At 69.1% G+C, this 13,407-nt stretch carries 13 protein-coding genes; 1 reads left to right on the top strand and 12 read right to left on the bottom strand.

Annotation, left to right across the window (positions count from 1 at the left end; all coding sequences use genetic code 11):
• Positions 1-104 precede the first annotated feature (104 nt).
• Positions 105-1,934, top strand: coding sequence for a glycoside hydrolase family 18 chitinase (locus tag KUM39_RS02685; protein ID WP_217783699.1), 1,830 nt, complete (start codon positions 105-107; stop codon positions 1,932-1,934).
• A 32-nt stretch (positions 1,935-1,966) separates the two neighbouring features.
• On the opposite strand, the gene KUM39_RS02680 is transcribed toward KUM39_RS02685, so the two are convergent.
• The 12 genes from KUM39_RS02680 to glyA all read right to left on the bottom strand — a co-directional run bounded on the left by KUM39_RS02680 (position 1,967) and on the right by glyA (position 13,406).
• Positions 1,967-2,413: a DUF2550 domain-containing protein gene (locus tag KUM39_RS02680; RefSeq protein WP_217783698.1), complete on the bottom strand. Its 447-nt coding sequence runs from the start codon at positions 2,411-2,413 to the stop codon at positions 1,967-1,969.
• 154 nt (positions 2,414-2,567) lie between these two features.
• Positions 2,568-2,945: a F0F1 ATP synthase subunit epsilon gene (locus tag KUM39_RS02675; protein ID WP_217783697.1), complete on the bottom strand. Its 378-nt coding sequence runs from the start codon at positions 2,943-2,945 to the stop codon at positions 2,568-2,570.
• Positions 2,946-3,056: 111 nt separating this feature from the next.
• On the bottom strand, positions 3,057-4,493 hold the full coding sequence (gene atpD / locus KUM39_RS02670) for a F0F1 ATP synthase subunit beta (protein ID WP_217783696.1): 1,437 nt from the start codon (positions 4,491-4,493) through the stop codon (positions 3,057-3,059).
• A complete protein-coding gene (locus tag KUM39_RS02665; protein WP_217783695.1) occupies positions 4,494-5,411 on the bottom strand; it encodes a F0F1 ATP synthase subunit gamma in 918 nt (305 codons plus the stop codon).
• A 22-nt stretch (positions 5,412-5,433) separates the two neighbouring features.
• Complete coding sequence (gene atpA, locus KUM39_RS02660; RefSeq protein ID WP_217783694.1) at positions 5,434-7,026, bottom strand: F0F1 ATP synthase subunit alpha; 1,593 nt, start codon at positions 7,024-7,026, stop codon at positions 5,434-5,436.
• A 123-nt stretch (positions 7,027-7,149) separates the two neighbouring features.
• Positions 7,150-7,965 carry a F0F1 ATP synthase subunit delta gene (locus KUM39_RS02655; RefSeq protein ID WP_217783693.1) on the bottom strand — a complete coding sequence of 272 codons (816 nt, stop codon included), beginning with the start codon at positions 7,963-7,965 and terminating at the stop codon, positions 7,150-7,152.
• Positions 7,962-8,513, bottom strand: a complete 552-nt coding sequence (locus tag KUM39_RS02650; RefSeq protein ID WP_217783692.1) for a F0F1 ATP synthase subunit B — start codon at positions 8,511-8,513, stop codon at positions 7,962-7,964. The genes KUM39_RS02655 and KUM39_RS02650 overlap by 4 nt, the downstream gene beginning before the upstream one ends.
• A gap of 38 nt (positions 8,514-8,551) precedes the next feature.
• The gene (locus tag KUM39_RS02645) at positions 8,552-8,791 is read right to left on the bottom strand and encodes an ATP synthase subunit C-like protein (protein WP_053670587.1); all 240 of its coding nucleotides are present in this window, start codon (positions 8,789-8,791) and stop codon (positions 8,552-8,554) included.
• Positions 8,792-8,866: 75 nt separating this feature from the next.
• Entirely contained in the window at positions 8,867-9,703 is an 837-nt protein-coding gene (gene atpB / locus KUM39_RS02640) for a F0F1 ATP synthase subunit A (protein ID WP_504740057.1), read from the bottom strand.
• A gap of 207 nt (positions 9,704-9,910) precedes the next feature.
• Complete coding sequence (locus KUM39_RS02635) at positions 9,911-10,348, bottom strand: Cg1360 family ATP-synthase-associated protein (protein ID WP_217783691.1); 438 nt, start codon at positions 10,346-10,348, stop codon at positions 9,911-9,913.
• A 283-nt stretch (positions 10,349-10,631) separates the two neighbouring features.
• Positions 10,632-11,993, bottom strand: a complete 1,362-nt coding sequence (locus KUM39_RS02630; protein WP_217783690.1) for an MraY family glycosyltransferase — start codon at positions 11,991-11,993, stop codon at positions 10,632-10,634.
• Between the two features lie 171 nt (positions 11,994-12,164).
• Positions 12,165-13,406, bottom strand: a complete 1,242-nt coding sequence (glyA, locus tag KUM39_RS02625) for a serine hydroxymethyltransferase (RefSeq protein WP_217783689.1) — start codon at positions 13,404-13,406, stop codon at positions 12,165-12,167.
• Position 13,407 lies beyond the last annotated feature (1 nt).

Genomic DNA, 13,407 nt, shown 5'->3' with positions numbered 1-13,407 from the left:
TCCAGACCTATTGACCTGTGGTCCAGACCTCTTTAGTCTCGCGGCACCGTGGGCGTGAGGGCTCAGTCACGCCCGTGACCCCCCGAGACACAAGGAGGCGCCGCATGCGCTTCAGACTCAGACACAAGGCGGTGGCGGGGTTCGCCACCCTGCTGCTCCCGCTGGCCGGTCTGGTGGGCCTCGCCAGCCCGGCCAGCGCCGCCGGTACCGCGACCGCCACGTTCGCCAAGTCCAGCGACTGGGGAACCGGCTTCGGCGGCCAGTGGACCGTGAAGAACACCGGCAGCGCGAGCATCAGCTCGTGGACCGTCGAGTGGGACTTCCCGTCCGGCACGTCCGTCACCTCCGCGTGGGACGCCGACGTCACCAACTCCGGCAACCACTGGACCGCGAAGAACAAGTCGTACAACGGCACCCTGGCCCCGGGCGCCTCCGTCTCCTTCGGGTTCAACGGCGCCGGCTCCGGCTCCCCCAGCAACTGCAAGCTGAACGGCGGCAGTTGCGACGGCACCTCCACCCCCGGCGACGCGGCGCCCACCGCTCCCGGCACCCCCACCGCCTCCTCCGTCACCAACACCTCGGTGAAGCTGTCCTGGAGCGCGGCCACCGACGACAAGGGCGTCAAGAACTACGACGTGCTGCGCGACGGCAAGACGGTCGCCACCGTCACCACGACCTCGTACACGGACACCGGCCTGACCGCCGGAACCGACTACTCGTACTCCGTGCGCGCCCGTGACACCGCGGACCAGACCGGCCCGGCGAGCGGCGCGGTCTCCGTGCACACCACCGGCGGCACCACCACGCCCCCGGCGAGCGGCGACAAGGTCAAGCTCGGCTACTTCATCGAGTGGGGCACCTACGAGCGGAACTACAACGTCAAGAACCTCGTGACATCGGGCTCCGCCTCGAAGATCACCCACATCAACTACGCGTTCGGCAACGTCGCCAACGGTCAGTGCGCCCTGTACGACTCCTTCGCCGACACCGACAAGGCGTTCACCGCCGACCAGTCGGTCAGCGGCGTCGCGGACACCTGGGACCAGCCGCTGCGCGGCAACTTCAACCAGCTCCGCCAGCTGAAGGCCAAGTACCCGAACATCAAGATCCTCTGGTCGTTCGGCGGCTGGACCCTCTCCGGCGGCTTCGCCCAGGCCGCCGCCAACCCGGCCGCGTTCGCGCAGTCCTGCTACAACCTGGTCGAGGACCCGCGCTGGGCCGACGTGTTCGACGGCATCGACATCGACTGGGAGTACCCCAACGCCTGCGGCCTGTCCTGTGACACCAGCGGCGCGGCGGCGTACAAGAACCTGATGGCCGCGCTGCGCGCCAAGTTCGGCCAGAACTACCTGATCACCTCGGCCGTCACCGCCGACGCCTCCAGCGGCGGCAAGATCGACGCGGCCGACTACGCGGTCGCCGCGCAGTACGTCAACTGGTACAACGTGATGACGTACGACTTCTTCGGCGGCTTCAACGCCCAGGGCCCGACCGCCCCGCACTCCCCGCTCACCTCGTACCCCGGCATCCCGCAGGCGGGCTTCAACACGGCGGACGCCATAGCCAAGTTCCGCTCCAAGGGCGTCGCCGCGAACAAGCTGCTGATCGGCATCGGGTTCTACGGGCGAGGCTGGACCGGCGTCACCCAGGACGCCCCCGGCGGCACCGCCACCGGACCGGCGCCCAGCACCCCCGAGGCCGGTATCGCCGACTACAAGGTGCTCAAGACGTCCTGCCCGGTCACCGGCACCATCGCGGGCACCGCCTACGCGCACTGCGGCAGCAACTGGTGGTCCTACGACACCCCGGCCACCATCGGCACCAAGATGGCCTGGGCGAAGAACCAGGGCCTCGGCGGCGCGTTCTTCTGGGAGTTCAGCGGTGACACCGCCAACGGCGAACTCGTGACCGCGCTCAGCAACGGCATCTCGTAACCCGCACGCGGTACGGCAGAGGGTGAACGCCGCTACGCGACGTTCACCCTCTGTCCGGGCGGGGCAGCCTCCAGCCACGCCAGGAACCCCGTCAACGCGTCCTCGCTCATCGCCAGTTCGAGCCGGGTGCCCCGGTGCACACAGGTCAGGACGACCGCGTCGGAGAGCAGGGCCAGTTCCTCCTCGCCCTCGGGCAGGCGGCGGCCGGCGACCTCGATCGCGGCGCGCTCCAGCGTGCGGCGCGGACGCGGCGCGTAGGAGAAGACGCGGTACCACTCGATGCGGTCGCCGTTGTAGCGGGCGACGCCGTAGCTCCAGCCCTTGCCACCGGTGTCGCCGGGACCGGTGACGTCCCAGCGCAGCGAACAGTCGAAGGTCCCGCCGGAGCGCTGGATCAGTCTGCGGCGCAGCCCGAACAGGAAGAGTCCCAGGGCCGCGAGCACGACCACGATCCCGCACACGGTCAGAGCGAGGACCATCGGCACCGACCCTCCTCGTCTCCCCTGCGGGGAACTGAACGCGAACTATCAGGTAATGGAACGGAAAAAACACCCACATCCGCCTCAGCCGCGGTCGGTCCGGATTGCTCCGGACCGACCGCGGCTGAGTGACGTCATCACGCGGCGCGGTGGGTCAACGCGCCGCCGTCGCCGCCCGGAGGCGGACATCGGCGCGGCGCTTGGCCTCGTCGTCGTCCTCCGCCTTCGCGCGCTCCAGTTCCTGCTCGGCGCGCTGGACGTCGATCTCGTCGGAGAGCTCGGCGACCTCGGCCAGCAGGGATAGCTTGTTGTCCGCGAACGAGACGAAACCGCCGTGCACGGCGGCGACGACCGTCCCGCCGTCACTCGTGCGGATGGTCACCGGGCCCGACTCCAGCACACCCAGCAGCGGCTGGTGACCGGGCATGACGCCGATGTCGCCGGACGTGGTACGCGCGACGACCAGGGTGGCCTCGCCGGACCAGACCTGGCGGTCCGCGGCGACCAGCTCGACGTGCAGCTCAGCAGCCAAGGGTGGCTCCTCGGGTCACCACCCGGCGGTAGTGCCGGGTGTTGGGGTCAATTCTAGGGGGCGTGACGGAGGGGGCGGGACACACCCGCCCCCTCCGGACGAGCACGGGGGTCAGGAGACGCCCAGCTCCTTGGCGTTGGCCTTGAGGTCCTCCAGGCCACCGCACATGAAGAACGCCTGCTCGGGGAAGTGGTCGTACTCACCGTCGCAGATCGCGTTGAACGCGGCGATCGACTCGTCGAGCGGCACGTCCGACCCGTCCACGCCGGTGAACTGCTTGGCGACGTGGGTGTTCTGGGACAGGAAGCGCTCCACACGACGGGCACGGTGGACGACGAGCTTGTCCTCCTCGCCCAGCTCGTCGATACCGAGGATCGCGATGATGTCCTGGAGGTCCTTGTACTTCTGGAGGATCGTCTTCACGCGCATGGCCGCGTTGTAGTGATCCGCCGCGATGTACCGCGGGTCCAGGATGCGGGACGTGGAGTCCAGCGGGTCCACGGCCGGGTAGATGCCCTTCTCCGAGATCGGACGGGAGAGCACCGTCGTCGCGTCGAGGTGGGCGAAGGTGGTGGCCGGGGCCGGGTCGGTCAGGTCGTCCGCGGGGACGTAGATCGCCTGCATCGAGGTGATCGAGTGACCGCGGGTCGAGGTGATGCGCTCCTGGAGGAGACCCATCTCGTCGGCCAGGTTCGGCTGGTAGCCCACCGCGGAGGGCATCCGGCCGAGCAGCGTGGAGACCTCGGAACCGGCCTGCGTGAAGCGGAAGATGTTGTCGATGAAGAACAGCACGTCCTGCTTCTGGACGTCACGGAAGTACTCGGCCATCGTGAGGCCGGCCAGCGCGACGCGCAGACGGGTGCCCGGCGGCTCGTCCATCTGACCGAAGACCAGCGCGGTCTTGTCGATGACGCCGGAGTCCGACATCTCCTCGATCAGGTCGTTGCCCTCACGGGTGCGCTCGCCGACACCGGCGAACACGGAGACACCGTCGTGGTTGTTGGCTACGCGGTAGATCATCTCCTGGATGAGCACCGTCTTGCCGACACCGGCACCGCCGAACAGACCGATCTTGCCGCCCTTGACGTACGGGGTCAGCAGGTCGATGACCTTGACGCCGGTCTCGAACATCTCGGTCTTCGACTCGAGCTCGTCGAAGTTCGGCGCCTTGCGGTGGATCGGCCAGCGCTCACCGGTGTACTGCTCATCGACGTTGAGCACCTCACCGAGGGTGTTGAACACCTTGCCCTTGGTGAAGTCGCCGACCGGGACGGAGATGGCGGAGCCGGTGTCCGTCACGGAGGCCTGGCGGACCAGGCCGTCGGTGGGCTGCATGGAGATGGTGCGGACCAGGCCGTCACCCAGGTGCTGGGCGACCTCCAGGGTCAGCGTCTTCTTCTCACCCTCGTTCGCCGGGTCGGAGACCTCGACGTGCAGGGCGTTGTAGATGTCCGGCATCGCATCGACGGGGAACTCCACATCGACGACCGGACCGATGACACGGGCGACGCGGCCCGTGGCCGTCGCGGTCTCAACAGTGGTGGTCATTTATCGGTCACTCCCCGCGGTGGCGTCGGCCAGGGCGCTGGCGCCACCGACGATCTCGCTGATTTCCTGGGTGATTTCGGCCTGGCGGGCCGCGTTGGCAAGCCGGGAGAGCGTGTTGATCAGCTCACCGGCGTTGTCGGTGGCCGACTTCATCGCACGCCGGGTGGCGGCGTGCTTCGAAGCGGCCGACTGGAGCAGCGCGTTGTAGATCCGGCTCTCGACGTACCGCGGCAGCAGCGCGTCGAGAACGTCCTCGGCGGACGGCTCGAAGTCGTACAGCGGAAGGATCTCGCCCTTGGGGGCCGCCTCCGCCGCGACCTCGTCCAGACGCAGCGGCAGGAGCCGCGCGTCCAGCGCCGTCTGCGTCATCATCGAGACGAACTCGGTGTAGACGATGTGGAGTTCGTCCACGCCGCCGTCCGCCGTCTCCTTCTCGATGGCCTCGATCAGGGGCGCCGCGACCCGCTTGGCGTCCGCGTACGACGGCTCGTCGGTGAAGCCCGTCCACGACTCCGCGACCTTGCGCTCGCGGAAGTTGTAGTGGGCGACACCGCGGCGGCCGACGATGTACGTGTCCACCTGCTTGCCGTCACGCTCCAGGCGCGCGGTGAGCTGCTCCGCGGCCTTGATGGAGTTGGAGTTGAAGGCGCCGGCCAGACCGCGGTCGCTGGTGAGGAGCAGGACCGCGGCACGGGCCGGGTTCTGCGCCTCGGTGGTGAGCGGGTGCTTGGTGTTCGAACCCGTTCCGACCGCCGTGACCGCGCGCGTCAGCTCGGTCGCGTACGGCGCGGAGGCCGCAACCTTGCGCTGCGCCTTGACGACGCGCGAGGCGGCGATCATCTCCATCGCCTTGGTGATCTTCTTGGTCGCGGTGACGGATCGGATGCGACGCTTGTAGACCCGGAGCTGGGCTCCCATGAGTCAGGTCCCTTCCTTTACGTCACTTGGCGGCAGCGGCAGGAGTGTCCTCGCCGAGCAGCTTGCCGTCCGAGGTCTCGAACTGCTTCTTGAACTCGGCGATGGCGTCCGCGACGGCAGTCAGGGTGTCGTCCGACATCTTGCCGCCCTCGCGGATGGAGGTGAGCAGGCCCGCCTCCTTGCGGTGCAGGTGGTCCAGCAGCTCGCGCTCGAAGCGGCGGATGTCCGCGACGGGGACCTCGTCCATCTTGCCGGTGGTGCCCGCCCACACGGAGACGACCTGGTCCTCGGTGGACATCGGCTGGTACTGGTCCTGCTTGAGCAGCTCGACCATGCGCTGACCGCGCTCCAGCTGCTGCTTGGAGGCCGCGTCCAGGTCGGAACCGAAGGCGGCGAACGCCTCCAGCTCACGGAACTGGGCGAGGTCCACGCGCAGTCGGCCGGAGACCTGCTTCATCGCCTTGTGCTGCGCGGAACCGCCGACTCGGGAGACGGAGATACCGACGTTCAGCGCGGGGCGCTGACCGGCGTTGAACAGGTCCGACTCCAGGAAGCACTGGCCGTCGGTGATGGAGATGACGTTGGTCGGGATGAACGCCGAGACGTCGTTGGCCTTGGTCTCCACGATCGGCAGACCGGTCATCGAACCGGCGCCCATGTCGTCGGAGAGCTTCGCGCAGCGCTCCAGCAGACGGGAGTGCAGGTAGAAGACGTCACCGGGGTACGCCTCGCGCCCCGGCGGGCGGCGGAGCAGCAGGGACACGGCGCGGTAGGCGTCGGCCTGCTTCGACAGGTCGTCGAAGATGATGAGGACGTGCTTGCCCTCGTACATCCACTGCTGGCCGATGGCCGAACCGGTGTACGGCGCCAGGTACTTGAAGCCGGCCGGGTCGGACGCCGGGGCGGCGACGATGGTCGTGTACTCCAGCGCGCCGTTCTCCTCCAGCGAGCGGCGTACGCCCGCGATGGTGGAGCCCTTCTGGCCGATGGCGACGTAGATGCAGCGGACCTGCTTCTTCGGGTCGCCGGTGCGCCAGTTGTCGCGCTGGTTGATGATCGTGTCCACCGCCAGGGCGGTCTTGCCCGTCTGGCGGTCGCCGATGATCAGCTGTCGCTGGCCGCGGCCGACCGGGGTCATGGCATCGACGGCCTTGTAGCCCGTCTCCATCGGCTCGTGCACCGACTTGCGCTGCATGACCGTGGGGGCCTGCAGTTCGAGGGCGCGGCGGCCGGACGTCTCGATCTCGCCGAGGCCGTCGATCGGGTTGCCGAGCGGATCGACGACGCGGCCGAGGTAGCCCTCGCCCACCGCGACGGAGAGGACCTCGCCGGTACGGGTGACCGGCTGCCCCTCCTCGATGCCGCTGAACTCGCCGAGGACGATGGCACCGATCTCGCGCTCTTCCAGGTTGAGCGCCAGGCCGAGGGTGCCGTCCTCGAACTTCAGCAGTTCGTTGGCCATGGCCGAGGGGAGGCCCTCGACCTTCGCGATGCCGTCGCCGGCAAGGGTGACCGTACCGACCTCCTCGCGCGAGGCCGCGTCCGGCTTGTACGACTGGACAAAGTTCTCCAGCGCGTCCCGGATCTCCTCCGGCCGGATCGTGAGCTCCGCCATCTGGGTTCCCTGCTCTCCTTGTTGGGCCCGAAGTTTCACTTGGGGGGATCGGGATTCCCCCCGTACGAGGTGAATCCTCTGCACGGCCCAACCAGGGCCGTAGACGTATCTGTTGAGTTGCTGCTAGCTCGCCATGCGGCGGGCGGCGTCGTCCAGGCGGTCCGCGAGCGAACCGTTGATGACCTCATCACCGACCTGCACCCGGATGCCGCCGATGACATCGGCGTCCACGTCCAGGTTCAGGTGCATCCGGCGGCCGTAGAGCTTCGCCAGGGCGTCGCCCAGGCGCCGCCGCTGCGGGTCGCTCAGCGGTACCGCGGAGGTCACCGTCGCCACGAGCCGGTCCCGGCGCTCGGCGGCGAGCTTGGACAGGGACTCCAGTCCCGATTCCAGGCTACGTCCGCGCGGCGCGGTGACGAGACGGACGACCAGACGCTCGGTGGCGGGCTTGGCCCGGCCGCCGAGGAGGCGGCGCAGCAGCTCCGCCTGCGCGGCGGTGCTCGCGGACCGGTCGGTCAGCGCGGCACGCAGCGCGGTGTTGGAGCTGACGATCCGGCCGAACCGGAACAGCTCGTCCTCCACGTCGTCGAGCGTGCCCGACTTCTCCGCGGCGGTGAGGTCCGCGATGTCGGCCAGCTGCTCCAGGCTGTCCACCAGGTCGCGGGGCTGCGACCAGCGGGCGCGGACCAGACCGGAGACCACGTCGAGGGTGGTCTCCCCGATTTGGCCGCCGACCAGGCGGCGGACCAGTTCGGCCTTGGCCTCGCCGGGCTGCGCCGGGTCGGTGAGGACCCGGCGCAGGCTGGGCTCGCGGTCGAGCAGCGCGGTGACGGCCGCCAGCTCGTCGGCGAGCCGCACGGCGTCCACGGACGTGGAGTCCGTGAGCGTGTCCAGGCGGTCGCGTCCGGCGGACAGGGCGTCGCGGCTCGCTCCGTTCATCGCGTGGCCTCGGCCTTCTCCTCGAGCTCGTCGAGGAAGCGGTCGATGACGCGGCTCTGGCGGGCGTGGTCCTCCAGGGACTCACCGACCAGCTTGCCGGCCAGCTCGGTGGCCAGCTTGCCGACGTCCTGCCGCAGCGCGGACGCGGCGGCCTTGCGGTCGGCGTCGATCTGCGCGTGGCCGGCGGTCACGATCTCCTCGCGCTGCCGCTGGCCTTCGGCCCGCATCTCCGCGATGAGGGTGGCACCCTGCTCCTGCGCCTCCTGGCGCAGCCGGGCCGCCTCGTGCCGGGCCTCGGCGAGCTGTGCCTTGTACTGCTCAAGGACGCTCTGGGCCTCGACCTTCATGGCGTCGGCCTCTTCGATGCCGCCTTCGATCGCCGCGCGGCGCTCTTCCAGAACCTTGTTGATGTTCGGGAGGAGCTTCTTCCAGAAGAAGAAGAACACGATGGCGAAGGCGACGGCGCCGACGAGCAGCTCGGGACCGGCCGGGATGAGCGGGTTCTGCTCGGTCTCCTCGGCCGCCAGCTGTACCAGGTTGGCGATCACATCAGTGCCTTTCGTCTATACGTGCCGGTACGGGGGTCTTACTTGGTACCGAACACGAACGGCATGACGATGCCGATGAGGGCGAGCGCCTCACAGAAGGCGAAGCCCAGGATCTGGTTGGCGCGGATCAGACCGGCAGCCTCGGGCTGGCGGGCGAGGGCCTGGGTGCCGTTGCCGAAGATGATGCCGACGCCGATGCCGGGGCCGATGGCCGAGAGGCCGTAACCGACGGAACCGATGGAACCGGAGACAGCGGCGAGGGTCTCAGTGGCAGCCATGCTGAATCTTCCTTCTCTTTACGGACCGGTGGGGGTTGGCCACCGGACGTTCGGGGGTGGTGCGGGCGGGGACGCTCAGTGGTGCTCGGCGACGGCGCCCTGGATGTAGGAGCAGGCGAGGAGCACGAACACGTACGCCTGGACGGCCTGCACGAAGAGCTCGAAGAGGATCATCGCGATGCTCATCACGAACGAGACACCGGCGGCCGGGATGAACCAGCTGTTCAGCAGGTACCAGGAGGCGACGGTGAACATCACCAGCATCAGGTGACCGGCGAACATGTTGGCGAAGAGCCGGACCGCGTGCGTGAAGGGGCGCACCAGCAGGTTCGAGAAGAACTCGATGAGCATGACCAGCGGGAGCACCGCGCCGAGCGACTTGTCGTAGCCGGTGATGTTCTTGAAGAACCCGACGAAACCGTGCCGCTTGAAGGTCAGGCCGATCCAGAGCACCCAGACCAGCAGGGCCAGGACGAGCGGATAGGCGAAGACCGAGGAGACCGGGAACTGGGCCAGCGGGATCACGGACCAGATGTTCATGATCCAGATGAAGAAGAAGAGGGAGACCATGAGCGGCACCCACTTCTCGCCCTCGCGCTTGCCGAGCGTCTCGTAGACGATGCCGCGGCGCACGAAGTCGTAGCCGGCCTCGGCGACGAGCTGGAGCTTGCCGGGGACGACCTTCGCCTTGCCGAACGCGGCCCAGAAGAACGCGACGACCAGCACGGAGGTGAGCAGCGCGAGCAGCATCACCTTGTTGAACTCGAAGCCGCCGACCGTGGCGAGCGGCTTGAACAGGAAGGAGTGCAGGCCCGGAGCCGGGAAGCCGCACCCGTTGTCGGACAGGATCCGGCAACTCCAGTCGAAGGCGAGCTGGGTCTGGTCAGCACTCACCGCGGGCTCCTTCGGCATGACGCATGGGTACGGCAACCTCGTTGTGTCGGCGCGGCACAGGGCCGCTGGTCGGCACCGGACTGGTGTGACGGGTGTGGGGGCGGCTGGGGGGCATCGAGCCTCGCGTTCGCACAGGCGTCAGCTCGGATGCCCGCGCCCGCGATGCCGCAGTTGGCACCGGACGATAGCAGGAGATCCCGCGGACCTTTATCCCGCCCCTACCCTTCACGACGACGGTCCGGTCTTCTCGCGCTTCTCGTTCTTCGCGGAGTCCGGATCGATGTAGAAGATCTTGGCCTTGAGATGCGCGCGGGCCTGCGCGGCCATCCACACGACGGTCGTGGCGATCAACGACGCGGCGAATGCCCTGCCGTTGAAAAGGGACGTGCCCTTGAAAACCGCGACGAAGATGAACAGCAGCAGGAGTTGGGCCATGTACAGCATGAGGCCCATCGCCTGGAAAAGCTGCGGAAGCGTTTTCGCCGTCCACTGCAGCACGTAGAGGCCGATTCCCATGAACAGGAGGGCCAGCACCGCGCCGATACCCGCACCGAGCGCGCCCTTGCCTCCGGCGACCGCGGCGCTCACGGCGACGGCGATCACGCCGGCGGCCGCTGAAGGCACAGCGATCTGCAGTAGGTTCCGGGCGTCATTGGACGGCATGGCGGCAACTCCGCTTTCACGGGGGCAGGAAGGGGTGTCGTCATGGACGAGCGTAGTCCCGGCCGGAGGGTTGGATTCCTCACGCCAAGGGACCGTCGCACTACGGTCCTTCGGTCCTCACCGGGGTTCTCGTGAACCGTATCACAAACTATTTGATGAGGTCTTTACCTGTTCGGGTGCTCGCTGTCACACATGAGAGTGAAAGAGCGCGTGTGCGCGAAAACCGCGCCGACTTGTCTGGTATTAGGGGCGTTCGTTCCCCCACGAGTTGGCAATGCTCTCGTCAGATTCTTACCTTGCGGCCTTTGGTAAGACGCGAACGGGAGCCGATCGCGGTCGCCCCGCCCGTCCCAGGAGCACCTGCCGCCACGGGAGTTCGCGCCTCCCCATCGCCGTCACCGTCGCCGTCGTCGCCGTCCCCGGCGTCCTCCCCGGCCGGCTCGCCGTACGCGTCCTCGGCCTCCGCCCCGGCCACCCCGCGCCTGCGGTAGCGCGGCGGCACGAAGCGCTGCGCCCACACCGGGACGCGCGGGGTGAAGCGGGGCAGCAACAGCAGCACCAGCCCGATCGCGCTGAGGAAGACGACACCCAGCACGATCCACATGGACGCCGAGTTGACCGAGTACGCCAGCGCCCCGAACGCGATCAGCGCGGACCAGAAGTACATGATCAGCACGGCGCGGCTGTGCGAGTGGCCGATCTCCAGCAGGCGGTGGTGCAGATGGCCCCGGTCGGCGGCGAACGGCGACTGGCCCCGCCAGGTGCGGCGCACGATGGCCAGCACCAGGTCGGCGGCGGGCACCGCGATGATCGTCAGCGGCAGCAGCAGCGGGATGTAGACGGGCACCGTCTGGTGCACGGCCGCCTTCTCGGAACCCGTGAACAGGGCCAGGGCGTCCGGGTCCACCTGACCGGTGACGGAGATCGCACCGGCCGCGAGCACCAGCCCGATCAGCATCGAGCCCGAGTCGCCCATGAAGATCCGCGCCGGATGCATGTTGTGCGGCAGGAAGCCGATGCACATGCCCATGAGGATGGCCGCGAACAGGGTCGCCGGGGCCGCCGCCTCGATGCCGTACGAGTACCACATGCGGTAGGCGTACAGGAAGAACGCCGCCGAGGCGATGCACACCATGCCCGCCGCGAGTCCGTCCAGGCCGTCCACGAAGTTCACCGCGTTGATCGTGATGACGACCAGCGCGACGGTGAGCAGCGTGCCCTGCCACTGGGTCAGCGCGACATTGCCGATACCGGGGATCGGCAGCCACAGGATGGTCAGACCCTGCATGACCATCACACCGGCCGCGATCATCTGGCCGCCCAGCTTGATCAGGGCGTCGATCTCGAACTTGTCGTCCAGGACGCCGATCAGCCAGATCAGGGCGGCCCCGGAGAGCAGCGCGCGCGGCTCGTTGGACTTGGCGAAGACCTCGTTCAGGTTGGTGAGGTGGTCCGCGACCAGCAGTCCCGCGCACAGCCCGAAGAACATGGCGATCCCGCCGAGGCGCGGAGTGGGTTCGCGGTGCACGTCACGTGCCCGGATCTCCGGCATGGCTCCGGCCACGATCGCGAACTTCCGCACCGGCCCTGTCAGCAGGTACGTCACCGCGGCCGTGATGCAGAGCGTCAGCAGGTATTCACGCACGGGCTTCCCCACAGGTCTCGCTGGCCATCACAGCCCACACCCTAGCGACGGACGCATACGGATGAGGACTTCCGGGTGGCGCCGATGGTTCCAGACCCGCCTGTGCACACCCCTGTGCGGGGGCGGCCGGACCAGGACGGGCCGGGGCGTACGGGGTGCGTCTGCCCCGGCTCAGCCCGAACAGGGCGGCGGGAACGCGGACGTGAGTTCGCGCACCTGATCGCGGGCGGCGGGCGGCTCGGTACGGCCACGCAGCACGGCGGCGATCAGCGCGGCGAGGCGGACCATCTCCGCCTCCCCCATGCCCTGCGTGGTGACCGCGGCCGTGCCCAGGCGCAGGCCGCGGCGCTCGCCGTGCGGGAGCGGGCAGCAGTCCAGGACCACCCCGGCGGCGGCCAGCAGCCCGCGCGCGGTCCGGCCCTCCACGCCGAGCGGTGCCGGGTCGGCGGTGATCAGGTGGGTGTCGGTGCCGCCGGTGGTGACCGCGAGCCCCTCGGCAGCCAGGTGTCCGGCCAGCACGCGGGCGTTGGCGACCACCCGATGGGCGTACCCGGCGAAGGCGGGGGTGGCCGCCTCCCCGAACGCGACGGCCTTGGCGGCGACGGTGTGCATCTGGGCGCCGCCCTGGGTGAACGGGAACACCGCCCGGTCCACCCGCTCGGCCAGCTCCGCGCGGCACAGGATCATCCCGCCGCGCGGTCCGCGCAGCACCTTGTGCGTGGTGGCGCACACCACGTCGGCGTACGGCACCGGGCTGGGCGCCGCTCCCCCGGCGACCAGGCCGATGGGGTGCGCGGCGTCCGCGATCAGGTAGGCGCCCACCTCGTCGGCGACGTCCCGGAAGAAGGCGTGGTCGATGTGGCGCGGGTAGGCGATGGAGCCGCACACGATGGCCTTGGGGCGCCGTTCGCGGGCCAGGGTGAGCACCTGGGCGTGGTCGATGAGCCCCGTCGCGGGGTCGAGGCCGTAGCCGACGAAGTCGAACCAGCGCCCGGAGAAGTTCGCGCGGGAGCCGTGGGTGAGGTGGCCGCCGTGCGGCAGCCCGAGGGCGAGGACGGTGTCGCCGGGGCGCAGCAGGGCCGCGTAGGCGGCGAGGACGGCGGAGGAGCCGGAGTGGGGCTGCACGTTGGCGTGTTCGGCGCCGAACAGCTCGCGGGCCCGCTCGACGGCGATCCGCTCGGCCATGTCCGCCAGTTCGCAGCCGCCGTGGTGCCGGGCGCCGGGGTAGCCCTCGGCGTACTTGTTGGCCAGCGGGGAGCCGAGGGCGGCGAGGACGGCCGGGGAGCAGAAGTTCTCGGCGGCCGTGAGCTGGAGGGTGGTGGCCTGCCGGACCAGTTCGCCGCGCAGGATCTCGGCCAGCTCCGGGTCCTGCGCCGTGAGGACGTCGGCCTGGGCGGCGGGTGTGACCGGCACG

Origin of the sequence: Streptomyces corallincola (assembly GCF_019104725.1) — a bacterium.
GTDB classification, from domain to species: Bacteria; Actinomycetota; Actinomycetes; order Streptomycetales; family Streptomycetaceae; genus Streptomyces; species Streptomyces corallincola.
The sequence above is the reverse complement of the archived record's forward strand: the minus strand, read 5'-3'. Positions and strand labels throughout refer to the sequence as shown.